Consider the following 24285-nt stretch of genomic DNA (forward strand, 5'->3'; position numbering starts at 1 on the left):
CGTCCCCGCAGGCCATCCGCGGGCATTGGACTGGCATCGCGCCGAACGCGGGGGCCGCTCCCGCCTTTTCCGAGTCGACTACGTACACGACAAGGGCGGGGAGGCGGCTCTCGAACTGCGGTCCCGGGAGCCCTCCTCGACGATCTGCTGAGCCGGGCGGAACTCCAGATAGATCGTGCGCCTCAGGCGGTTTCCCCGGACCGCGGGTGAGCCGTGCACGAGCATGGTGTCATGCACCAGGACATCACCGGCCTTGAGTTCCACCTCGGCGTACCCGTCCGGTTCCCAGCCCGCGCCCTGCTCGATGGCACAGATGTCGGCTGCCTGGGGACCCGAGCCGCGTGGATCGACGCCCGGATGCGGCTGGTCCCGCTGGCCCTCGCCGCGCACTCCGCGGCCTTCCCGCGCATTCACCCCTTCCCGTGGCATCCGTCCCCGGATCTGCGACCCTCGCCGGCGCACGGCCGGGAGGCGGAGCTGCGCATCGCTCACAGCGTCCACACCCCCGGCTCCTACTGCAGTGCGGGGCCGCCCGCCGCCCCGTAGACCGGGAGTCCGGTGTGGCTGCCGGCAGACGTCGAAGTGGCCGCCCCGGATCAACGGCGTCTCGCGCGGCGCGGACAGGGCGCACCGGTGCGGCGTGACGGTCAGTGCCGCCGCGCCGCGCCGAGTGCGTCAGCGAGGACACGCATCGACTCCGCCTGCAGCCGGTGCACCTTCTCCCTGGCGGCTTCGGCCTTGGCCCTCGCCGCGGCGGGATCGGCCGCCATGCTCAGGACGGCGGGCACGATCCGGGCCACGGACTCCGGATCGTCCATGTCGAACAACCAGTCCCCGAGCCCGATGTCGCGCCACATGAACCCTTTCGACGTCTGCTCCTTCCACCGGCACACCACGGCGGGAACACCGTGGCCGACGGCCATGATCGGCGAGTGCATCTCGCTGCCGAAGAGCCCCGCGGACCGGGCATGGACGCTCAGGGCTTCGCCGAGGGTCCAGAAGTTCTCCCGCCACACGACCCGGTCCCGGACATCCGCCGGCAACCGGTCGTAGATGTTCTCCCGTGCGATGTTCATCTGCGAGCTGTCCTCGGGGCACAGCAGGACCTTGAGTCCGGTGTTCCGGACCACCGACTCGATCGCGGAGCGCAGCGGTGCGTGGTCCTGCTCCCTCATCCGCTCGTTGTACGCGTGGTCCCGCCGGTCCTGCTCGGTCATGGGCCGGTCGTACATGTCCCAGTACGGACTCACCCTCAGTCGGCTGAGGCAGCACAGGAACGTGCCGTCCGCCAGCCCGTTCGCGTCCAGGAAGGCCCGCGCGGCGGCGTCGTCGGCGAGGTCGGTGGCGAACGCGCTGTCGGGGGTGAAGCCCACCACGGGTGCGCCCACCCCGGCCGCCCGGGCCCGCCCCAGGGAGACCGAGTCCCGGAAGTACGCGAACTCGGCGCCGCTCAGGAGGCGGACCGTCTCCTCGTCGTCCTCCTGAAGCGTGATGCCGTAGACGCCGTAGGGTTTTCCGGCCTGCGCCCACTGGGCCAGCTCCCGCGCCCCCATGAGCTTCGGCCCCGATCCGTGGAGCAGGAAGTCGTTGTGGGCGATGGCCGATGAGAGGCTCTCAGGGGTGTTCTTCAGCACGCGTACATGAGGGAACCGGGCGGCGATCTGGGCTTCCACCCCGTTGTCCACCGCACTCGGCCACACCTGCACCTCGGCCTCGGGGAGGTGTTTCTCCAGCAGGGCCAGCAGGCCCGGTGTGTGAGCCACGTCGCCGATGTTCACCGTCTGCCACGCGGAGCGCAGCAGGATGCGCGGGCGGCGGGCGCCGGATGGTTCCTGGGCCATGTTCAGACTCTCATTCATGTGGAAGGTCAGGCGGTGTGGTCGAGGTCGGGCGCGGCCACGGGTGAACGGAAGGGCCGGCCGTGTACAAGACGTTCGAGCTCGTCCACCGCCGAGCGGCCCAGCCGGGTCAGTTCGTTGCCCGATGAGCCCGACAGATGCGGTGTCAGCACGACGTTCGGCAGTTCGTACAGGGGCGAGTCCGGGGGCAGGACCTCGGGGTCCGTGACGTCCAGGACGGCGTCCAGGCGGCCCGAGACCAGCTCCTCGGTGAGCGCCCGCTGGTCGATCAGCGCACCGCGGGCGGTATTGATGAGCGTCGTGCCGTCGCGCAGCAGGCCGAGCCTGCGGCGGTCCAGCATCCCGCGTGTGCGGTCGGTCACCGGCGCGTGCACGCTCACCACCGAGCACTGGTCCAGGAGCTCGTCCAGGGGAAGGCGGCGGACCCCCAGGGTCGCGGCCTCGGCGGAGTCGAGGAACGGGTCGTGAACGGAGATCAGCACGTCGTGCGGGCGCAGAAGCTCGATGACCCGGCGCCCGATCCGCGAGGCGCCGATGATGCCGACGTGCCGTCCGGCGTTGCCGATGTCCGGATGGTCGAGGTGCAGGGGGATGGCCGTGCGTTCCCGTGCGTAGCGCTCCTTGAGGGCCATCACCCCCTTGCCCGCCAGCAGGATCCAGGCGAGCGTGAACTCGGCCACCGGCAGGCCGTTCGCGTCCGCCGCCGTGGTGACGGCCAGACCCCGTTCCCAGCAGACGGGGCGGACGTGGTGCTTCACCGTTCCGGCGGCGTGCAGGACGGCCCGCAGGCGCGGCGCGCGATCGAGTACCGCCTCGTCGATGACCGGTGCCTCCCACCCGGTGATCAGTACGTCGAGATCGCCGAGCACCCGCCGCGCCTCGGCCCCGTCGAAGTCCGTGAGCACCACCGGTGCCACCTCGCTCAGGGCCTCCATACGCGCCCGGTCGGCGGGGCTGAAGAGCCGTGCGGGAAGGTACTCGGCCATGGCGAGCCCGCACCGCGGTCGTCGGGTCATGTCGTCTCCGTAGTGCCGTGCGCCGGAGGCGTCGGGACGACGGTCCGCGCCGTCCGGCTCCCCGGCGGGTCCAGCCGGACTTCGTCGCGATGCCCGTCGCCCCAGTCCACGCTCACCGTGTTCCCGTGCGCGTCCTTTGTCACGTCGACGGTCACCGCCTCGGCGGAGGAGACGATCGCGGGGTCGCCGGCGAGGACCAGCAGAGCCGCGTAGATCTCGCCGTGGCGCACCGGCTGCCCGCTGGTGGCGGTGGGGACGGCCGAGTACCGGCCGAACGCGTTGGTGCCGTCGGCCTCCAGGGCCGCCGTCTCCGTGAGCCCCCGCAGGCCGATCACCGTGCTGGCCAGGCCGTTCGATGTCGTCACGTCGACCCGGGCGGGCGAGAGACGCGCCCGGACCGGTGCGTCGTCCGCGACGGGCAGGCCGCTCATGGTGAGCGTCCAGGGCCCGTGGTCCTCGGGGAGACCCGGCGTTTGACCACCGCCGTCGGCTTCGGCATCACGGTCCTGCGGCTGCCAGGCGTCGACGCGTGCCAGCCGTACCTCCGCCCCGCCGTGCAGCACCGATGCGGTGGTCACCACGGGGCCGGTAGTGAACCGGGACGAGTCGGGCACGAAGTAGTCGGGGAGCTCGCCGTCGAGCCAGTGGGCCCGGTGGCGGGAGACGCCCACCCTCCCGTCCAGCCGCAGCCTTCGCCAGGGACGCCTCAGGGAGGGTGAGCCGTCCGCGCGGATCAGCGCGACGTGGGCGTCGACCGGATGGGAATCCGCGGTGCCGCCGACGGCGGGTCCGGCGGCCGTCGCGTACGCGTGGCGCGCGTACACGCTGTCGTCGGACTCGAGGAACCTGGGGTCGGCGTGGTCCCCGCCGTGCTGGACCAGCCGTACGATCCCGTCCCGGCGGGTCCCGGAGACGAGCCACCCGGGGCCGGTGAGAGGGAACTCCGTGTCGGCCTCCTCGACGGGCAGCGGTTGCTCGGCCGCGGTCCATACCGGGTGATCGGCGGGGAGCAGCAGGCCGGCGAAGCCCTTGCTCGCCCAGTACGGTGACGCCGGGCCGGAGTACGGCTGCCGGATCCGCGGGAACGCGTCGCGCCATCCGAGGGACAGCAGCCCGCGTTCGTCCACGCAGCCGCCGTCGAGGAAGTAGCGCAGCACACCGCTGGCGAGCCTCCTGGTCAGCCCGGGAGCGAGGGGCGTTGCGTCGAAGAGCGCCCCGGTCCAGAACGGGGCCGCCACCGCCATGCGGTACGTCAGCGAACGCCCCTGGAACACCGGCGCGCCGTCGGCGCCCACGAGGTGGACGGCGTCCTGGAGATAGCGGGAGAGCCGTTCGCGGTAGCGCGCCATCCGGTCCCGGTAGGCGTCCTCGCCGGCGATGCGGCAGAACCAGAGCGGGTAGAAGTGCATGGCCCAGCCGGAGTAGTAGTCGAACCTCCGGTGGTCGCCCGGCTGGTCGGTGCCGTCGGCGTACCAGCCGTCGCCGACGTAGAACTCCTCGTTCAGTGCCATGACGGCGTCGACGTCGTCGGGTGACCAGGGCCCGCCGACCGAGCGCAGGAAGGCGTTCGTCACTCCTTGGAACCACGCCCAGTTGTTCCGGCTGGGCACCTGGCCGACGGCGGGTGCCAGCCACTCGACCACCCGCTGCCGCACGGAGTCGCCCAGCCGGTCCCAGATGAGGGGGCGGGTCTCGTGCAGCGCGAGCACGATGGAGGCGGCTTCCACCTTGGCCTGCGGAGTGTCCCGCAGCGTGGGCCAGCGCTCGGGCGAGGCGGGGTCCGTTCCGGCGTCCAGGCCCTGGGCGTACCGCTCCGCGAGCTGGAGCGGGTCGTGGTCGCCCGACCTGGCGAGGCGGAAGACCGCCAGCAGGAACGTGCGGGCGAAGCCTTCGAGGCCGTCGCTGTGCCGGCCCGACCGGCCGGCCGGGCCCGGCAGGTCGATCAGTGCGTGGGTGCTGGAGGCGTAGGGGCGTACCGCTGACAGCAGACGGTCCGCGGTGTGCTCCCAGTGGGCGCGTGTCCAGCCGGTCAGCGGGGACTGCGCGCGGTCTTCCGGGGGCAGCGGGACAGCTGTGGCTGCCATCGCGTTCTCCTTTCCGGTGAGGGGTCCGATGCGGGACGGCCGGAGGCCGTTCCGCGGACCGGGGGTCAGGCTGCCTCGATGGCCTTCTGCAGCTCGTCGCACGCGCGGTCTCCGCCGCTCTGGCGCCATGTCCTCATGGTGTCGTCCCAGGAGGAGACGGGCTTCCTGCCCTGCAGGATCTCGACGCACGCTTCGTCGACGATCTGCTGGAGCTGGGCGCCCTTGCGGGTCAGCGTGGGTGAGTAGAAGCCGAAGACGGGGTTCTCCACCGCCGTCTCGAAGAACACCTTCTCGAAGGTGTGCATGCCGCGGACGACGTCGTCATTGTCCGGGTAGGTGAAGACGAAGGGCGAGTCGGTGATGAACTTGACTCCGATCCCGGTTTCGGACTTCCCCTTGTCGTTCAGCGCGGGGGCGCCGTCGGCGTCCCGTGTGTAGTGGACTCCTTCGAGGCCGTAGCGGCGGAAGAGGAATTCCTGGCTTCCTATGGGGGCGGCGAGCCAGTTCGCGATGTCGAGCAGTTCTCGGGTGCGGTCCTTGCTGCCCTTCTTGATGGCGCTGAAGCCGCCCCAGAAGGAGGGGTCCTGCATCCAGGGCGTCGGTGTGACGCCCTTCTCGAAGGAGAAGGCCGGCCGGCCGGTGATCCGGTACGAGTCCCCGGCGACGTTCTGTTCGTACAGGTCGACCCAGCTGTTGTTCGGGTTCTGGATGAACGCGACCGTGCCAGCGTTGAACCACTGCACATGCGGGGCGTTGGCCAGGAAGGCGTCAGGGTGGAACAGGCCGGCCTTGCGAACCCTGGCCAGCGCGGCCAAGGCGTCCTTCGTCCCCTCCAACTCGTTCACGCTGGACAACTTGCCGCTTTCGATCACCCAGTTGTTCGGCATGCCGAGCATCTGCTGGACATAACGGAACATGCCGAGCGGGCAGGCCAGCGCGTACCGGTTCCTCGTGGCGTTGGTGTACGCCTTCATGGCGGCGAAGAACTCGTCGAACGTTTTCGGCGCGGGGTCGATGCCCTGCTTCTCCAGCAGGTCGTCCCGGCCGAAGACGGCCATGACCGCGCGCGGGCGGGGTATGGGGAGGCCGTAGATCCCTCCGTTGACGGCCGACACCTTCCAGCACGACTGGGGGAAGTTGGCGAGATTGGGATAGTTCTTGATCTCGTCACCCGCCAGGAACTCGCTGAGATCCTGGCACTTGGCTTCGAGGAAGGGGGCCAGCTCCGGTACCGCACCATTGACGATCTGAGTGAAGTCGGGCAGGTCGTTGCCGGCGATGAGAGTGGCAATCTTGGTTTTGTAGTCGCCGGCCCCGACGACGCTCATCCGGAGATCGACGTTGAGTTTGCCGTTCAGCGCGCGCCAGTACTTGTTGCGGTCCGCGCCCGGCGGGACGGGCGCGTAGGTCTGGACGAACCCGGAGACTTTTCCGCCCTTGCCCGGCGCCTTGCGGACCGAATTGGCCGTCTCCTGGGGGAAGCCGAGGTATCCGTCGGTGCCGTCCTCGTGCACCTTGGGCAGATCGGGCTTGATCCCGAGGTCTCGCTCGACGTGGTGGGGCAGATCCACCTGCTTCCCGGCCTCGGCCGCGCTGCCACCGCCCCCGCCGCACGCCGTCAGGAGCGGACCGCCGACTCCGACGGCGGCGACCGCGGCTGCGGTACCGCGAAGGACCGTGCGGCGGCTGAACACATGGTGGTTGTCGTTCATGGAATCCTCTGTTTCGTTCGAACAGCACGGAGAGAGCGGAAGGCCGTACAGCTGCTGCGGTGCGCCGGGATCAGCCCTTTACCGCACCCGTCAGCATTCCCTTGGTGAAGTGGCGCTGGAGGAAGGGGTAGACCAGCAGGATGGGAATCACCGAGACCAGCAGAATCGCCATCTGGATGGACTGCTGGGGCGGCAACGCCTCTGCGGATGCGTTCAGCTGGTCGACACCCAGTTCGGTGTTGTTGACCACGTATGTGCGCAGGACCAGCTGCAAAGGCCACTTGGAACTGTCGTTCAGGTAGAGCAGGGGGGCGAAGAAGGCGTTCCAGTAGGAAACCGCGTAGAAGAGCCCGATGACGGCCAGCACCGCGCGGGACAGCGGGAGAATGATCCGGCACAGAACGGTGAGGTCGCTCGCACCGTCGATCCGTGCACTTTCCAGCAGTTCCTGCGGCAGGTCCATGAAGAAGGCGCGCATGACGATGACGTTGAAGGCGTTGATCGCCGTGGGGAGAATGATCGACCAGTAGCTGTCGATCATTCCGAGGTTCTTCACGAGCAGATAGCTGGGGATGATGCCGGGTGTGAAGAGCAGGGAGAACAGCACCGCCATGAGCAGTGGTTTGTGGGCGAAGGACCCGGGTCTGCTCAGGCTGTAGGCGAGCAGCGCCGTGCACATCAGGCTCAGGAGTGTGCCCGTCACCGTGACACCGACGCTGACGGCGAGGGCGCGGGTGACGACACCCCCGGAGAAGATCGCCGCATACGCGTCGAAGGTGGGGTGGTCGGGCCACAGGACGTAGCCGCCGGCGTTGGTCACCTGTTCACGCGATGCCAGGCTGGTGGAGATCATCCCGATGAACGGAACGATCACCACGGCGCACACGACGGTGAACAGCACCGCCTTGGCGAGACCGGCGAGCCGGCCCAGGACCCGGGGGGAAAGCGAACCGCGGGGATGGACGGGGGTGTAGGTCATGACTGGTAGATCCCTCGCTCTCCGAACAGGTGGGCCACTTTGTTGGCGCCCAGCACCAGGACGACGCCGACCAGTCCCTTCACCAGCCCGACAGCGGCGCTGACGCCCCACTCACCACCGACGATGCCGTTGTTGTAGACGTAGGTGTCGAGTACTTCGCTGACGTCCCGGCCCACGGGCCCCTGCTGAAGGACGATCTGCTCGAAGCCGACCGTGACGGCGTCCCCGAGCCTCAGGATGAGAAGCAGGATGATGATTCCGCGCAGCCCCGGCAGCGTCACGTGCCACATCTGACGCCACTTGTTCGCCCCGTCGACGCTGGCGGCCTCGTACAGGGACGGCGGTATCTGGGCCAGGGCGGCCAGGAAGAGGATGGTCGCCCACCCGGTGTCCTTCCATATCACCTGGCTGGTGAGGAGCGCCTTGAACCAGTCCACATTGCCGATGACGTGGATGGAGTCAGCGCCATTGTCGCGCAGCACACTGTTGAGCAGGCCCGTATCGCCGAGGAACTGCTGGAAGATCGCCACCACGATCACCCAGGACAGGAAGTGCGGCAGGTACAGCACGCTCTGCACGAGCCGCTTGGTGCGCTCCGAGGTCAGGGTGTTGAGAGCGAGTGCCAGCACGATGGGAGCCGGGAAGACGAGAACGACCTGGAGGAACAGCAGGATCAGCGTGTTCTTCAGCGCGTTGATGAACTGCGGATCCCCATTGAAGATGACCTCGAAGTTGCGAAATCCCACCCATTCACTGTTCTTGATGCCGACAAAGGGCTGATAGTCCTGGAAGGCGATGACGTTGCCCAGGAGCGGGATGTAGTGGAAGAGCAGCAGGACGGCGATTCCTGGCACGGCGCAGATGAGCAGGAGCCGGTCCCGGCGCAGACGGCGCCACCTGGATTCGTTCACCCGGATCCGCGCGGTAGATTCCCGGGCGTTGTTCGAGGCGTTCTTCGGGGCCTTCGGCGGAGCCTTCCTGGAGGCGAATTTCCGCGGTCGTTCCAATCGATCGAGCATCAAGGTCACCTGACGTTCATGAGGTTCTCGGTTGTCGCACAGCTTCACCAGCCGGCGGCGTGGCAGACGGGCGGCCTGCCGGGGAGCGCTGCCTTTACGCGCTGCCGTCGTGCACGGTCAAACGGCTTCTGCCAGCAGGAGGACGATCTGCAGGGGGCACAGCCGCGGCATGGTGACTCCGACTCGGGCGAGTACGGCTCCCGAGACCACTGCTCCCTCCTCCGGCAGGCGTGGGACGCGATCGGCACGCGAGAGGGCCACCTCCGTCGGAGGCTGGACCGAACGAACGCGGTACTGCCGTTCAGGAAGCAACCCGGGGATGGTCATCCGCGCGGGCGTGGTGTTCAGTCCGTCTTCGAACTGCACGCAGGCCATCAGGGCGGCAGTGGCGTCCGGGGCCACGACGCCGTGCATCCACGGCCGGCCCTCACGGGTGTCGACCCTGACGACCTTTCCCGTGTGCAGGAGCGTCCGGTGCTCCTTGTAGAGCTCGACCCACCCTCTGAGTGCGGCCCGTTCCCGGGGGCCGGCCTCGCGGACGTCCCACTCGATGCCGAAGTGCCCGAAGAAGGCCGTCGCGGCCCGGAAGGCGAGGGGCATGTACCGGCCGGAGTACATGGAGTAGGGCGAGGAGACGTGTGCGCCCTGGTATTCCGGCGGAACGAGCTGCCCGGTCCATCGCTGGATGGGGTGACGCGTCACGGCGTCGGTCATGTCGGAGGTCCAGACCCGTTGGACGCGGTCGAGGACCTCCAGGTCGATGCGGGCGCCTCCGGCCGAGCAGGACTCCCATTCCACGTGCGGGTGCCGTCGGCGCAGCTCGTCGAGCAGGGTGTAGTAGCCGCGGGTCTGCGCGTGGACGGCCGGTCCTCCGGCGATCCGGCCTGATCCGCCGTCCAGGACCGCCCGGTTGTGGTCCCACTTCACGTAGCTGATGTCGTGCTCGGTGAGGAGGGCGTCGATGTGTTCGAGGAGGTACGCGACGACCTCGGGCCGCGAGAGGTCCAGAACGAGCTGGTTGCGCTGCAGCAGCGGGGTCCGGCCCCCCGTGGACAGGATCCAGTCGGGGTGACGGCGATAGAGGTCGGAGTCCTGGCTGATCATCTCGGGTTCGATCCAGATCCCGAATCGCATGCCGAGTTCGCGGACGCGGGAGACGAGCGGTTTCAGCCCTTGCGGGAACGCGGCCTCGTCGACCCACCAGTCGCCCAGGCCCGCGTTGTCCGCGCGCCGGCCGTGGAACCACCCGTCGTCCAGGACGTACCGTTCGGCTCCCACCTCGGCGGCGAGCTCGGCGAGCTCGATCAGCTCCGCGGTGTCGTGGTGGAAGAGGACTGCCTCCCAGACGTTGAAGTTCACCGGCCGGGGCGAGGTGGGGTGGGCGGGGCGGGACCGGAGGTAGGTGTGGAACTGCGCGGCCAGTCCGTCCAGGCCCTCGTCGGAGGAGGCGAAGTACACCCACGGCGTCTCGTACGTCTCGCCGTGGCCGAGGGCTACCTCGCCCGGCAGCAAGAGCTCCCCGCCGCCGATCGTCAGCACGCCGTCGCGCAGTTCAGTGCGGTAGACCTGGTTGCCGCTCCACCCGACGTGCGCGCCCCACACCTCGCCCGAGGCGAACCCGAAGCCGTTGGTGCCGACGATGTTCATCGTGGCCGAATCGTGGCCCGTCTTGCCCTGGCGGCTTTCGCGCAGCCACAGCCCGTCGACGACCGGGCGTCGCTGTGGCGTGCGTTCGTGCAGGATCCTGCCGGTGAAGTCGAGCCCCTCGCGTGCCGAAGCCGGCACCGGGACGACGACGTCGAGATGGTCCACGACATAGGGCGAGCTTCCGGTGTTGGCGAGTGCGTGGCGTACCCGCAGCGGGCCGCCCGCCAGCGTCTCCACGGTCGTGGTCAGGGCCAGTGCGGCGACGGGGTCGCGCGCCTCCATCGTGAGGACGGCGCCCTCGACCCGGGCGTTGACCAGGGTGAACGCGGGGGCCCAGTCCCGGCCGGTGGGCGGCTCGTCGCCGGTGCCGCCCAGGCGGTGGCCGCTCAGTCCGGGGCGTCCGTACCAGCCTCTCCAGTGCTCCGGCAGCAGGGGCACGGCCGACTCGGCGCCCGCGGCGCGTTCCGCGCTCTCGGCGCTCCAGGCGCCGTCCCCGGCTCCGGACGTCCCGCACCAGACGACCGACGGCAGTGCGGTGGCCGACTGCTGGAGAAGCAGCCTCGTACGCCGGTCGGGGAACTCCTCCGGGGCCGGGAACAGGAGGGGGAATCGCAGCGGCTGCGCCGAAGTGGACGAAGGTGGGTGGAGGGAGACCACGGCGCGAACCTCTTTCTTGGGGGCACACGACGTGCAAGGCGCACATCGTTGCGGTGGATCGGTTTCCTGATGGGGGTGGGTGAGGCGGTTGGTGATGTGGCGGCCGCGGTGTTCCGCGGCGGGCCGGGCCGGTGGGCGGGGAGCCGCCCCGCCCACCGGAAGGGTGCGACGAGACCGGAGAGCCTGGTCAGGAGTGGCGTACGCGTACGCGCCGCGGTTTCAGCCGGTCTTGTTGTTCAGCGCGGCGTGCGCTCGTAGCGTCAGGGCCGCCCCGGCAGCTCGAAGGCGCCGCGATCGTACGCAGTGCCTTGGGGGCGCTTCCTGCCGGCGAAGTCCGTCTCGACCGCGTCGAACCGCGTGCCCGAATCAGCCGCCGGAGACCCGCGCTGGATCCGGAAATCGGCCGCCTCGGGATCCGTGCTCGGGTTCACGAGGAGCGGGTCGGCGACCTGGTCGTGGGCGCCCATGGTCTGGGGTTTCAGACCGCCCGAATAGATGTTGTAGTCGTAGAGCACGTTCTCGTTGTTGTGCGTGAAATTGGTTTCCTTTCCTTCCCTTGCGACGGAGATGTTGTTCAGCACCCGGACGTCCTTGCTGCCCCAGGCACCCACGTTCGGGTAGCTGAGCGCAGGACTGCGTGAGTTGAGGTACGCCGTGTTGTTGACGATGTCGACGTGCGCGCTCTTGTAGGCGTGGATGCCGGATCCGCCGTTGTCGTACGAGAGGTTGTTCGCGACGAGCGTGCGCCCCGCGTACACACCACCGCTGGTGCCCGGGTGGATGGTGCTGTCGACGATGATGCCGTTTCCGTCGGAAATGCAGTCGCAAGCGACCCACTTCACCTTGGACTCGTTGTCGTGCACGACGTTGCGCTGGATGGAGATCTTGACACCGCGGGACTCGTCCACCGCCTCGGGAGTCAGAACCGAGATGCCGCTGTTGGCGTACACGGAGTACCACGCGTTCGAGTGGACCACGTTGTCCTCGATGGTGAGGTAGTCACCTCCGGTCGTGGACAGTCCACCGCCCGGGCAGTCGTGCACGTAGAGGTTTCGGAGTGTCACGTGCGACCAGGGAGCCTTGTCCGCGTTCTCACGGGCATGCAGACAGTTCTGGTTGTAGGTCGGCTTCTTGGGATCGGCCTGGGCAGTGGCGTCCCGCAGCGTCAGATTGCCGGCGTTTCCCTGGATCTCGAGACCCTCGACGACGATGTGCGAGGCACCGGCGAGCAGGATGCCGTTCCATCCCGTGACAGGTGCGAGCTTCGGCTTGTGGTTCTTGTAGTTGGTGAAGGTGATAGGGGCATCGGCTGTGCCGGAGTTCCGGATCACGACCACACCCTCTGCGGATGTGTCCCGATACGTGCCGTTCATGATCTGCACGGTGTCACCCGGCTTCGTCAGATCCGCCGCGTGCTGAATGGTGCGGAACGGGGACTTCGGGGAGCGTCCGTCATTGCTGTCCGATCCCGAAGCGCTGACGTAGTAGTTGCCGGACGCGTTCAAGGCGTTGCTTTCGGCGGCTGCGGCCTGGGCCACCCCCGTGCCGAGCCAGCTCGCCAGAACGGCGACGGCGATCACGGATTTCGTCGGGTACCTCATCGTGCACCTCCATGAAGGTAGGTCGGTTCACACTGCGGCAGTACCTGTGCCGCCCTTGCGCCGTTCCCGCCGAATGCGGGGTGCGCTCTCCTTTCGCGCCGAACCCGGGCACCACGCGCGTCCCGCTTCCGGGGTGGCGTGGGACGGGCGGGCGGGGTGACGGTACGGCGGGACCGTCAGTAGGTGATGAGTTCGCGGATGCCGCGCGCGGCCAGGCGCGAGGCGTCGTGGACGTGTTCGGGCAGGACCAAAGCCGGCCTGATCCCGTCGTCGATGAGGGAGAAGAACCGGTCAGCGGCTTCGAGTCCCTTGTCCCGTCCGTCGGGCAGCACCAGTGCGACGTCGCGCTCGACGGCTCGCACAGGGTTGGCCCGCAGGTCTTCGATCAGGTGGGCGAGTCGGGCGCCGGTCGGCTTGACCTCGTTGTCCACGGTCAGGAGTCCGAGGTCGTATTCGTACTCCACGAACGCCGTGTAGCGGCGATCGATGTCGTGGCTGCCCCACCAGGTGCAGCCACGGACGCCTTGGGACGACAGTGTGTTACGGACGAAGGTTTCCGCCCACGCGGGGATCGACTCAGCCGGGCGTTCCACCGGCGAGGCTCCGAACTCCTGGAGCCACTTCGGCCGCCCCGGCCGCTCGGCGTACGCCTCGGCGAGTTCGGCCATGTACTCGCCGAGATGCAGCACACCGGTGCCGTCCGGTCCGTATCGTTCGATGGCGCCCGTCCAGTAGGGATAGCAGTGCAGAACGCTGGCTCTGCCCTGGGTGGCGGCGCCCGCGGGGGAGAACGTACGCGCTTCGAACCAGGGCAGATGGTCCACTCCGTTGACGTGAAACCCACCGGGCGCGATGGTCTCGCAGTGGCCCAGCAGGCGCTCGGCCCACGTGTCCCCCGCGTCCGGAGTTACGTCGCCGTTGGGTACCGACAGCTCGTTGCCGAGGTCGAAACCAAGGAATCGGGGGTGCCCGCCCACGTGCTCAGCCACCGCGTCGAACAGCAGCAGTTCGGCGCGGACCACGTCCTCATCGGTGATCATGGACCGGCCCTTGAGCCACGCCGGCAGGAAGGTGAGCCCGCTGAGCCAGCCGTCGAGCACCGACACCGAGACATCCAGCCGTACGTCGGGGTGGTCGGCGAGGTCCATGAGGGCGGCCAGCCGCCCCAGGGCCGTGCGGTTCACCACGGCGGGGTCCGGCTGGAACACCGGCCACAGCAGCTGGACCCGTATGTGGTCCATGCCCAGGCTCGACACGGCACGCAAGTCGTCCAGGATCGACACCGGGTCCCACTCGAGCCACGAGTACCACCAGTGCCTGCTCGGCACGTAGTTCACGCCGAACCTCGGTGCCTCGTCGCGGACTGACGCCATCGTTCCTGCCTCTCTGCTGTCCGCTCGCGCGGTTCACCCCGGAGCCGGGTCGGCCTTTTTGCCGTATATGCCGCCACGTGCCGCGGTCAGGGCATGACCCCTCGCCGCAGGTCCCCGGCACTTCGCGTCCCGCCGCGTCACGCGCCGCGCCGCTCGGACACGACACGCCCGCTGCGGCGCGGTGTCGCGCCGGCGCCGACACTGCGCGCCGCCCGGTTCGACGGGTCTCGCTCACAGCGGGCGCCCTGGGGGCAACCGTGCGGCAGAACCAGAGTCCGGACGACTTCAGACCGGGCGAGATCCCGGTAACCTCGGCTCCCCCGGACGCATCCCGGCCCGCCATGAGCCCACGGGCTCCACGGACAGCGAAGACCGAGGCCGGTATGGGGCCACTTCGACAGGGAGAACAGACATCGCTTCTCCTCGTCGACGTGGGTTAATCCGGATGGAACACTGCTGACACACGTCATAAAACCGCGCCTGGCCTGCAGGTTCCTCCTGTCGGCTCCTTCGACCTTCCTGGATCCTCAGATGCTGGAATCACTCACCCCCCGGACCGACCCCTCGATGCTCGCCTGCTGGCACGGCACGCCCGCCTTGATGGAGCGGGCGCACCGACACGACGACATCGAGATCAACCTCGCCACGGACAGTGAACTGGTCTACATCGTGGGAGGGCGCAGGCTCACCTTCGCCCCCGGGGAACTGGTGGCGTTCTGGGCCGGGATCCCGCACAAACTGATCCACGTCACCCCCGGGACGCACATGGGGTGGCTCTACGTCCCGCTGACCACCTTCCTCGGCTGGAGGGTGCCGACGGCCGGCGTGACAGCCCTGCTGCACGGCAAGTCCGTACGGACCGGCAGCGCCGGCCGCCAGGAGGGCGACGCCGACCTGCTGCGCCGATGGCAGGCCGACCTGAGCACCGACGACGCCGAGCTGCACCGCATCGCCCTGCTGGAGATGGAGGCACGGATGCGCCGGCTCATCCACCAGGCGTTCCCCGGCACGCGGGAAGCGGACGAGCCCGGGGGACACCGGTCGGTGGAGCACACCGCCCGGATGGCACAGTTCATCGCCGCGCACTTCCGGGAACCACTCACCGCCGAGCGCATCGCGGCCAGCGTCCCCCTGCACCCCCACTACGCCATGGCGCTGTTCAAGGAAGTCCTGGGAGTGACGCTGAACGGCTACGTCAACCAGTGCCGGGTGGCGGAGGCCCAAAGGCTGCTCATCACGACGGACCGCCCCGTTTCCGAGATCTCGACCGCCGTCGGCTTCGGCTCACAGAGCAGCTTCTACGCGCACTTCACCGAAGCCTGCGACGCCTCACCGGGCAGCTACCGCAAGGCACACCACGGCAGTACGCCGTTCGCCAGCGTGGCCGGAGACGACCCGCTCACCGTGATCGACAAGGCAACCGCCTGACACCCACCGTCCAGGAACTCATCTGACGTGCTGTCAGAAAGTTACCGGGCGTACGACTTGCCCCTCCCCGGCCGCTCTGGAACCGTCACTCCCGCAACACCAGCCCCCCACCTGGATTTCGAAGACGGCCCGCCATCGAGCAGTCACCGGAAGCACGCCGCCGGTGTTCCCGCTCGTCCCGCCCACGCCCGCACATGCGAAGCGTGAGAGCGCGGATTCCCTCAGCCTCCAGCAGGCAACCGGTGCCGTCCACCATCTGCTCGCGAGCGAGCCGCCGGGTGCGGATCAGGCGCATACATCACCGCCATCTCCGCAGAAAAGGCAGTAATGAGAAGCACGCACATATACGCTCTGTCAGCAGCCGTGCTCGGTTCGGTGATTCCACTCGGACTGGTGGGAGCCGGAACGGCACAGGCCGATTCCACCACCTATTACGTCAGTCCGTCCGGCGACGACGGCAATGCCGGTACATCGGTTTCCGCCCCCTTCCGTACCCTTCAGAAGGCCGCCGACGTCACCGGGCCCGGCGACACCGTGTCGATCATGAACGGGACTTACACGGAACGGCCCGGTGGCTCTGACGTCGTGGTGATCTCCCGTTCGGGACGGGCCGGGGCACCCATCACCTACCGCGCGTACCCGGGACATCACCCCGTGATCAACCCGGTCGCCGCGTGGAACGGGATCCGTGTGAACGGGGCGTCCCACATCACGCTCCAGGGGCTTGAGATCAAGGGCAACAGCCAGGCGATCTCGCCGGCGGACGCCGAGCGCGGCGCCGGCACCAGGAACTCGAAGTACAACACCAACTGCGTGTCCGTCGAGAAGAACCGGTCCACCGGCGCCGGTCCCCACCACATCGCCGTCATCGGCAACACGGTGCACCACTGCGCGGGCGGCGGCATCAGCGCCATCGACGCCGACTACGTGACCATCGACCGCAACCACGTCTACTCCACCTCGTGGTATTCGGTCTATGCCACCAGCGGCATCTCGGTGCTGGCCGCCCGCGATGTCGACGGGGGCGACGGGGGCAGGACGTACAAGATCCGGATCACCGACAACCGGGTGCACGACAACGAGACCAAGGTGAAGTGGGATCGCTGCACGTGCTACTCCGACGGCAACGGCATCATCGTCGACACCCTCAAGGACAAGGCCAAGGCCCATGAGGAGGGCCCCGACTACCAGGGCCGGGTACTGGTCGCCGGCAACGTGTCGTACGACAACGGCGGGTCCGGTATCCACTCCTACAAGAGCCAGCATGTGGACATCGTCAACAACACCGCCTACCGGAACGGCCGCAGCGACCGTATGGAGGGTTACGGCAACATCTACGCCATCGACAGCCGGGACGTCCGCGTCCTGAACAACATCTCGTACGGCCGTCCGGGTCAGATGACCAACACCGCCCACGGCAACGTCGACGTCTCCTACGACTACAACGTCTACTTCGGAGGCAAGGCACCAGAGGTCCAGGGGCCGAACGACATCATCGCCGACCCCGGGTTCACGCGGCCGGGCACCGGCGCTGAGGCCGACTTCCGGCTGCGCGCGGGTTCTCCCGCCATCGACTCCGGGATCCCCTTCACCGCAGTCGCCACGCACGTCGCCGATGCCGCCGGCGAGGGTGACGCACCCGACCGCGGGGCCTACCCGTACACCACCGGCTCCGCAGGTGCGGGCGCCACCGCGCCCGCACCGGCCGACGACCCGTCGAAGGGGTCGGGCGAAAGTCCGGCCCCGGAGCCGGCCGCTCAGGACAGCGCCGGAGCGACCGGCGGAAACGACGTGCGGGCCGCGGGCGCCGGCGAACCGCTGGCCGACACCGGAGGCGACATGGCCGGACCCCTCGGCATCGGTGCCGCGGGCCTGATACTCGGTGCCTGCATTCTCTTCATGGTCCGGCGCAAGCGTTCCTGACCCGCCAGTTGGCGGGCGGACGTCACCTGCGGCGCCGCCCGGTCATCCGGACCGGGCGGCGCCGCTTTGTGTGCCCCGCCGTCCTCCTCGTGGCCCGCACGTGGGCGCTCGCCGAAGCAAGGCGCGGGCTTCGGTCGCCGCCGCCGAGGACTCGTCGGCGTGAACGGTTCGACCTGCCACGGGCCCTCGGCTCACCCGCTGTCGCTGCGGTACGTACTGGGCGAAACCCCGAAATGCGCGCGGAAGCGACGGGAGAAGTGGAACTCGTCGTGGAATCCGTAGAGACGGGCGATCTGCCGCACGGTCATCGTAGTCATGCGGAGCAGACCCGCCGCGGCCCGGATCCGACGCCCGTTCCGGTAGGCCAGTGGAGCCTGGCCCACCTCGGCCACGAACCGCCGTCGGAACGTGTCGTACGGCAGCCCCACCGCCGCTGCGACCTCGCGCAGGTTCACGGGTGCCTGCAGATCCTCGGTCAGAAGGACGCATGCCTCCTTGACGGGGTCGCGCGCGTCGGAAGTGTCGGCTGCTGTGATGTCGACCAGCAGACCGGCGAGAGCGAGGAGCTGGTGTTCGGCATCGGTGGCGGTGGGCTGGCCGGCGGCGATCACAGCCCTGAGGGCGGGTGCCGATACCGGTCTCTGCGGACGGCGCGGGCCGCTCCCGGCGAGAACGCCGGCAGCGGCGAGCGCGTCGGTCAGCGGGCCGGTGACGACGGCGAAGAGCTCCGTCCAACGGCCGCCCGGCAGCGTTCCATACAGGTGGGGCACGCCCGGAGCGACCACAGTGACCATGCCCGGCACGATCGCCTGTTCACCTCCGTCGCCCTGGCGGTAGATGCCGCTGCCGCTGATCACATGTGACACGACCCACCCCGGCACGGTTCTGAGCTCGTGCGACGGTGCGGGCTCGGCGTTGACGACCTCGCCGGCGAGCAGCATCCGGCCGAGCCGCGTCCGTCGTCCGCCGATCCTGAAGATCCGCACACCCGAGTTCATCGCACAGAACGTACATGCATCGGCCAAGACTTCCATTCACGCGCCCTGTCGGGCGCCATAGCGTTGCGACCACCGGATCCGAAAGGGCAAACCCCGGCAAAGAAGCGAGAAAGGGAGAAGTCGAGCATGACCTCAGTCGAACACAGTCACACCGCACTGGTCACCCAGGAGATGGCCGACCAGTACCGTCGGGAAGGCTACTTCGTCATCGAGTCGGCGCTGCGGCCCGAGGAACTGGCACTGCTGCGCAGCGGAGCCGACTACTCCGTCGCGAAAGCGGACGCGGAGATGGACGCCGCCGGCGCGGACCGACTCGGCATCAGCGCGCGCGGCAAGCGCTACTTCAGCAACATGATCTACGAAGACCTGCCGGAACTGCGTGAGTTCCTCTTCGGCGAGACCATGGCGGAGATCTGCCGGACCGTCCTCGGTCCGGACGCCTACCTGTTCTGGGAGCAGTACGTCATCAAGGCCGCCGACAAGGACACCTCGTTCGCCTGGCACCAGGACTCCGGCTACGTGCACGAGGACCACGAGCCGTACCTCACCTGCTGGATCGCCCTCGACGACGTCACCGAGGAGAACGGCGCCGTCTACCTGCTTCCCTACTCCAGGTCCGGCATCCGCTCCTCCATCAGGCACATCAAGGACGAGCGGACCAACGACATGGTCTGCTACTTCGGGTCGGACCCCGGAGTACCCGTCGTCGTACCGGCCGGGTCCATCGCGGTGTTCTCCAGCGTCATGATCCACCGCAGTGGTCCCAATCTCACCGACCGCTACCGCCGCGTCTACCTGGCGCAGTACTCCAGTGAGGTGATCAGGAAGAGCGAGAGGGACGGCGGGGAGCCGGTCGGTTCGTTCGAGCGGTTCCTCGACGGCTCCAAGATCGCCGGGTCCTGACCGAAGCGACCCGCGGCGCCCGCGACCTGCGGGCTCGCGGGCGCGTCACCGGCTCACGGCCGACCGGGAGCCGGCGGCCCGGCAGGTCCCAGTACGCGCGCGGTGAGGGCAGCCACCCGGTCGGCGGCAGCGGTCAGTGAGTTCTCGTACCACCCTGCAAGCCGGGTGTGCAACAGATCGTTGAACGGGGCGGTCCATCGTTCCTCCAGGTGCCCGGGGCCGAAGTACACGCCCAGGAGCGAACCGGCCGTCGCGCCGTAGCTGTCGGTGTCGTTGCCCTGGCTGACCTGTTTGCAGATGCCGTCGCCGACGTCCGTGGCGAAGCGCAGCGTGTTGATCAGGGTTCCGCTCTCCTGGAAGACACGGCAGTGGCCATACTGCGCATACCGGCCGTGGATGGCCCGGTAGCCCTCCAGCCAGTCGCGGGCCTCCGCCACCAACGCGAGCGAGTCCGCGACGATGGCGAAGAAACGGCTGCGCTGCGGTACATAGCGCAGCGCGGTGGCGAAGACGTCCAGCGGGTCGGTGGCGGTAAAAGCCGCGGCGATGGCGGCGGCCGCGAACATCGCTCCGTAGACGCCGTTCCCGCGGTGGGTCAACGACGCGTCTCGCCAGGCGAGTTCGGCCGCGAGGCCGGGGCGGCCCGGACAGGCGTATCCGTAGGCGTCCGCGCGGATCATGGCGCCGCAGAGCTCTTCGCCGGGGTTCAGTCGTGCCGGCAGCGCTTCCAGGTCCTCGGGCGCCATCGTGGGGTAGTCGTCCAGGCCCATCGCGAGGCCCTGCCGGGTGAGGAACGTCCGCTCCGGCCCCCAGGTGCAGGCGAGGGGAACGTTTTCCAGCCACATCCTCCGCAGGTCGGTCTTGGTGAAGTCGGCCCCGTGCCGCTCAAGCGTCATCAGGCCCAGCAGCGTGTAGTTGATGTCGTCGTCCGGGACCACCCGGGTGATATTCCCCCGGGTGGTCTCCGGCCAGTCCGGGTGAAACGCCCGGAAGCCGCCCTCCGCGCACAGTCCGGAGGGGAGGTAGTCACGCAGGGGCCATTCTCCGAGCCGTTCCAGAGCCGACCGCAGTTCGTCGAGGGTGGGCATGACCTCGACCGGTTTGCCCAGGACGCAGCCCGCGACCGATCCGAGGAACCCCGCACGCGCGCGTTCTCCCACCGCGGTTACGGACACCGGCCCGGGCCGGCCCGGAGGCATCCGGGTCAGTGGGGCCTGTTCGGCGCGGATGCCCGCCAGGTCGCTGGGTTCGACGTACGGCCAGTCCGCGCGAACCTGTGCCGCGTCGATCTCGGCCGCCAGGTCGGCGAGGGCCTGGTAGTCGTCCGGCAGCCGTTCCAGGCGGCTCGCCATGCCGGTGACGTCACGGCCCTGCTCCTGCTTGTCCCGGAGCATGGCGCGCAGCTGCTGACGCAGCACGGGGAAGGGCGCAAACAAGGGGTCTCTCCCTGGGGTGGTGTGGCTGGAGGCTCGGTGGTGCCGGCCCCCTGCCCCCGCCCTCCACCGACGGCTCGTCGCGGTCGCTGGTGGGCGGGGAGCAAGGGGCCGTTGGCGGCCGCCCCTGTCAGGCGGATGCGGCCGCCTTCCGGTGGGAGTCGATCAGCTGGGCGAATCGCCTCCCACTCGTCTTGAGGGTGCGTCGCTGGGTCGCGTAGTCGACATGCACGAGCCCGAAGCGCTTCCCATAGCCGAAGTTCCACTCGAAGTTGTCCATCAGCGACCAGGCGTAGTAGCCGTGCAGGGGTACGCCTCGGCGCACGGCGGCAGCGCATGCCTCCAGGTGACGCTCCAGGAAGTCGACCCGGTCGGGGTCGTGCACGGTTCCGTCGGCTTCGACGACATCGTGCTGGGCGGACCCGTTCTCGGTGATGACGATCGAGGCGGGGGCGTAGTCCTCGTGCAGCCTCACGAGTGTGCGCTCCAGGCCCTCGGGGTGCACCTCCCAGCCCATCGCGGTCGTTCGGGCCCCGGGGACGGGCAGGATATCGAAGGAGGGCGCCGGCCGCCCGGGGGCGTCGGCGACGACCTGCCGGAAGTAGTAGTTGACACCGATGTGGTCGAGAGGGGTGGCGATGGTCCCGTCGTCACCCGGGCGCTCCGGCAGATCGACGCCGTACACCTCGAGCATGTCGGCCGGGAAGCCGCGGCCGTGCACCGGGTCGAGCCACCAGCGGTTGTGATGCCCGTCGGCTCGCCGGGCGGCGTCACGGTCGGCGTCGGAGTCCGTGGCGGGTTCGCAAGGGCTCAGGTTGACAGCGATGCCGACGTCGGGTGTACGAGCGGCGTTGGCCCTCAACGCCTGCGCAGCGAGACCGTGCCCGAGCAGGAGATGGTAGGAGGCATGGACAGCGGCGGTGAGGTCCTTCACCGCCGGAGCGTGGAGGCCGTCCAGGTGACCGAGCCAGGCAGCGCAGTAGGGTTCGTTCAGAGTGGCCCAGTTCTCGACTCGATCCCCCAAGACCTCGGCCACCGCCCCTGCGTACTCTCCGAAACGCTCCGCCGTCGCGCGCTCCGGCCAGCCGCCGCGATCCTGCAGCGCCTGCGGCAGGTCCCAGTGATAGAGGGTCGCGTACGGACGGATCCCGGCTTCCAGCAGACCGTCCACGAGGCGGTCGTAGAACGCCAGACCGGCACGGTTGACGACACCGTCGCCGCCCGGGACCACCCTCGGCCAGGAGATGGAAAAGCGGTAATCGCCAACCCCCAGCTCCCGCATCACGTCGATGTCCTCGGCCCACCGGTGGTAGTGATCGCAGGCCGTATCGCCGTTCTCCCCCTGCTCCACCGCCCCCGGGACCTCACACAACGTGTCCCAGATGGACCGTCCCCGTCCGTCGGCGGCGGTGGCTCCTTCGATCTGGTAGGCCGATGTCGCGACTCCCCAGCGGAACGCGGGAGGAAGGTCGTGAAGGGACTGCATGGAGCGACTCCTGTTTCGGCGTGGGGATGCGCGGTGTGCTCGGCGCGCCGCCGCCGTCGGCGGCAGCGGTAGCCGGAAAGGGTCGGGAGAGCCCTGGATGTGGGATCGCCCAGCCCCGGCGGGGCTGTTGTAGTCGTGGAGGACGTCGGCGTCGCCGTGGGTGAAGCAGGCGGGTTCACCAGGAACGCGCCACCGGGACGCTGTCCAGCACGTCACGTCGACATCCGCTATGGAACCGCTTTCCTCCCCCGGATTCCTCCTGTGAGCCCGGGCGACCTTCCTGGTTCCTCAGATGACGACCGGCGCGGGAGACCGCCGCGGGCACGAAAGTGCCCTTCGCGGGAGGGCCCATGTTCCGCAGGCGCCGAGAGGGCACGTCGCACGGGCCGATGGGCGTGCCGCGCTCGGAGTTCGGCCGCGGTCCGTGCGCCCCGGCAGGTAAGCAGGGCGACCCGGCCGGCCCAGGAGGCGGGCGGCGGGGCTTCGACGCACCCGCTGCAGGACGCCGTAGGGGTTTCAGCGCCGGTCAGCACGACGCGAGGAGTCGGAGTGCTGGGCCACGCTTGCGCCGCCCACGGAAAGCAGATCGGTCACGCGGGCGGCCGGGGCGGCCCCGCTCGTCCGGCAGCGCCCCGGCCGACGACTTCACCGGCAGCCCCTTGGCCCGCCGCTGCTCGATCTCCGCGGCATTCATCGCTGCGGCCCGCGCCTTCTTCAGGAAGATGCCCCTCCTTCGCACCCTGGAAGGTACATCGAGCGAGGCCAGCAAGTGGCCATGCACTCCCGGCGCCCGGCCACGGAACCCAGCGCATGAAGCCGCCGGGGACACAGCAGCGCCACTACCGCACACCCTATAGCCGTTGCCCTTGGCTCCTCCGCCCTCGGGACAAGGGCCCCCACCGAGGCAGGGGCCTTACATTTCCGCAGGTCAGGAGGCTGTCACGAAACTGAGTTCAAGGGGGGCCCTTGGAACGCGCCCGAACGGTAGGGTTTCTCCGCGTCACCCACGATAAAGTCGTTGGCCAGTGACGATGTTGGACGCCAGGCGTGCCGTCGGGTCGCGTCCCTTCCCGTGGGGCACCCGGTTACAGGACGCGCAGCTCCCGGCAAAGCACCTGTCCGCCGGGCGCGGGGAGGGAGTCCATCGTTCCCACGAGCCTTTTCCAACCTCAGCTTGAGGCGTGGTGAAGGGCGAGGACGGCCTTCACGATGTCGGTGATGCGGTTGGTGCTGCATCGGAGCTTGCGGAGGAGCTGCCAGCCCTTCGTTTAGTGGCCATGGTCTGCTCACCGAGACAGCGGCTCTTGGCGTGGCTGCTGTCGTGGCGGCGCTTCCATCGCTTGGAACCACGACCCCGGAACAAGGGCCCGAACGGTCCCGCCCGCCCCTTGGTACGCCTCATTGGCCCACATGTGAGCCCGGCCTCGACGAGGTTCTCGATGATTCCGTGCTGCCGGGCAGCGGTCAGATCGTGGGGCGGGCTTTGCAGGAGACCCGGACAATGGCATTCAGCTCTCCCGGGGCTGCAGGATGCAATACATACGCGGATTCATATGGGCAGCGCTACGTATGCGGGCCCGCAACCTGACGTCGCCGTCCCCAGCAGCGAGTTCACCAAACCCGCGGCGGCTGGCCCGCGTAGCCACGCGCGTTGAAGCCCGCCTCGCAGGGGACCCACGGGACCCAGGGCGAGTTGTAGTCGTATCGGACCGCTCCCGCGCGCGGGCACAACTGGGACGGGACGCTGCCGGGGCGGGCGCCGGCAGAAGGTAAGGCGAGAACGGCGGTCAGCCCTTCAACAGCCCGTCGCACACCGGCATCCAATCCAGGGCGGAGCGGATGCCGCTGCCATGATCCCCCACCCTCGGCGAACCCTCTACCGCCGTCGTACGGCGAACGAGCACGACCGTCAAGCCAAGTTCAAACAAACTGCCGGTAGCACGAGCGACGACAGCACGTGATGTATGCCACATGGCCAACGAGCGTCACGAACAGTAGTCGCCTGGCTGGGAACTGTGCCGGAATTGACTGGTTCCCTCCCGTGGAGCGCGAGTCAATACCCCGCGTGAGCAAAGACGTTGACGCGATTCCACATGTGAAAGTCAATTGGTTGACGAAGATCAGCTCCTACGTCATCGTGTGATCCCGCGTGCACCACGAGTGACAT

General features: G+C 68.7%; 17 protein-coding genes and 1 pseudogene. 4 read left to right on the forward strand and 14 right to left on the reverse strand.

Annotation, left to right across the window (positions count from 1 at the left end):
• Positions 1-78: 78 nt before the first annotated feature.
• Positions 79-264 carry a phytanoyl-CoA dioxygenase family protein gene (locus ACLQ2N_RS05430; protein WP_425810211.1) on the reverse strand — a complete coding sequence of 62 codons (186 nt, stop codon included), beginning with the start codon at positions 262-264 and terminating at the stop codon, positions 79-81.
• Here ACLQ2N_RS05430 and ACLQ2N_RS05435 point away from each other — a divergent pair.
• Positions 232-546 (forward strand): hypothetical protein, encoded by a 315-nt coding sequence (locus ACLQ2N_RS05435; protein WP_425810243.1) that lies wholly within the window; start codon positions 232-234, stop codon positions 544-546. The two genes, ACLQ2N_RS05430 and ACLQ2N_RS05435, sit on opposite strands and share 33 nt — an antisense overlap.
• 101 nt (positions 547-647) lie before the next feature.
• Here the strand turns inward: ACLQ2N_RS05435 and ACLQ2N_RS05440 are convergent, their stop codons facing one another.
• From ACLQ2N_RS05440 to ACLQ2N_RS05480, 9 genes are all read right to left on the reverse strand, one after another.
• Complete coding sequence (locus tag ACLQ2N_RS05440) at positions 648-1841, reverse strand: polysaccharide pyruvyl transferase family protein (RefSeq protein WP_425809579.1); 1194 nt, start codon at positions 1839-1841, stop codon at positions 648-650.
• A gap of 26 nt (positions 1842-1867) precedes the next feature.
• Positions 1868-2875 (reverse strand): hydroxyacid dehydrogenase, encoded by a 1008-nt coding sequence (locus ACLQ2N_RS05445; protein WP_425809581.1) that lies wholly within the window; start codon positions 2873-2875, stop codon positions 1868-1870.
• Positions 2872-4959 (reverse strand): DUF2264 domain-containing protein, encoded by a 2088-nt coding sequence (locus tag ACLQ2N_RS05450; protein WP_425809583.1) that lies wholly within the window; start codon positions 4957-4959, stop codon positions 2872-2874. The genes ACLQ2N_RS05445 and ACLQ2N_RS05450 overlap by 4 nt, the downstream gene beginning before the upstream one ends.
• A gap of 65 nt (positions 4960-5024) precedes the next feature.
• Entirely contained in the window at positions 5025-6671 is a 1647-nt protein-coding gene (locus ACLQ2N_RS05455) for an extracellular solute-binding protein (protein WP_425809585.1), read from the reverse strand.
• Positions 6672-6741: 70 nt separating this feature from the next.
• Entirely contained in the window at positions 6742-7650 is a 909-nt protein-coding gene (locus ACLQ2N_RS05460) for a carbohydrate ABC transporter permease (RefSeq protein ID WP_425809587.1), read from the reverse strand.
• Complete coding sequence (locus ACLQ2N_RS05465) at positions 7647-8669, reverse strand: ABC transporter permease (RefSeq protein WP_425810214.1); 1023 nt, start codon at positions 8667-8669, stop codon at positions 7647-7649. Before ACLQ2N_RS05465 ends, ACLQ2N_RS05460 begins: the two co-directional genes overlap by 4 nt.
• A gap of 117 nt (positions 8670-8786) precedes the next feature.
• Positions 8787-10973, reverse strand: coding sequence for an alpha-galactosidase (locus ACLQ2N_RS05470; RefSeq protein ID WP_425809589.1), 2187 nt, complete (start codon positions 10971-10973; stop codon positions 8787-8789).
• 260 nt (positions 10974-11233) lie between these two features.
• Positions 11234-12574, reverse strand: a complete 1341-nt coding sequence (locus tag ACLQ2N_RS05475) for a right-handed parallel beta-helix repeat-containing protein (RefSeq protein ID WP_425809591.1) — start codon at positions 12572-12574, stop codon at positions 11234-11236.
• Positions 12575-12750: 176 nt separating this feature from the next.
• Complete coding sequence (locus tag ACLQ2N_RS05480; RefSeq protein WP_425809593.1) at positions 12751-13947, reverse strand: glycoside hydrolase 5 family protein; 1197 nt, start codon at positions 13945-13947, stop codon at positions 12751-12753.
• Positions 13948-14478: 531 nt separating this feature from the next.
• Between ACLQ2N_RS05480 and ACLQ2N_RS05485 the strand changes: the two genes are divergently transcribed.
• The gene (locus tag ACLQ2N_RS05485) at positions 14479-15375 is read left to right on the forward strand and encodes a helix-turn-helix domain-containing protein (protein ID WP_425809595.1); all 897 of its coding nucleotides are present in this window, start codon (positions 14479-14481) and stop codon (positions 15373-15375) included.
• Between the two features lie 393 nt (positions 15376-15768).
• Positions 15769-17298 carry a hypothetical protein gene (locus ACLQ2N_RS05490; protein ID WP_425809597.1) on the forward strand — a complete coding sequence of 510 codons (1530 nt, stop codon included), beginning with the start codon at positions 15769-15771 and terminating at the stop codon, positions 17296-17298.
• 191 nt (positions 17299-17489) lie between these two features.
• On the opposite strand, the gene ACLQ2N_RS05495 is transcribed toward ACLQ2N_RS05490, so the two are convergent.
• Complete coding sequence (locus ACLQ2N_RS05495) at positions 17490-18332, reverse strand: AraC family transcriptional regulator (protein ID WP_425809599.1); 843 nt, start codon at positions 18330-18332, stop codon at positions 17490-17492.
• 90 nt (positions 18333-18422) lie between these two features.
• On the opposite strand from ACLQ2N_RS05495, the gene ACLQ2N_RS05500 reads away from it, so the two are divergent.
• A complete protein-coding gene (locus ACLQ2N_RS05500) occupies positions 18423-19199 on the forward strand; it encodes a phytanoyl-CoA dioxygenase family protein (protein WP_425809601.1) in 777 nt (258 codons plus the stop codon).
• A gap of 53 nt (positions 19200-19252) precedes the next feature.
• Here ACLQ2N_RS05500 and ACLQ2N_RS05505 read toward each other — a convergent pair whose 3' ends face one another.
• From ACLQ2N_RS05505 to ACLQ2N_RS05515, 3 genes and pseudogenes are all read right to left on the reverse strand, one after another.
• A complete protein-coding gene (locus tag ACLQ2N_RS05505) occupies positions 19253-20635 on the reverse strand; it encodes an ADP-ribosylglycohydrolase family protein (RefSeq protein WP_425809603.1) in 1383 nt (460 codons plus the stop codon).
• A 127-nt stretch (positions 20636-20762) separates the two neighbouring features.
• The gene (locus ACLQ2N_RS05510; protein ID WP_425809605.1) at positions 20763-22118 is read right to left on the reverse strand and encodes a GH1 family beta-glucosidase; all 1356 of its coding nucleotides are present in this window, start codon (positions 22116-22118) and stop codon (positions 20763-20765) included.
• Positions 22119-23287: 1169 nt separating this feature from the next.
• Positions 23288-23592: pseudogene (locus ACLQ2N_RS05515) on the reverse strand (transposase family protein); the annotation flags it as partial.
• Positions 23593-24285: the final 693 nt, after the last annotated feature.

The organism is Streptomyces sp. DT224, from assembly GCF_049844595.1.
Classification (GTDB): domain Bacteria; phylum Actinomycetota; class Actinomycetes; order Streptomycetales; family Streptomycetaceae; genus Streptomyces.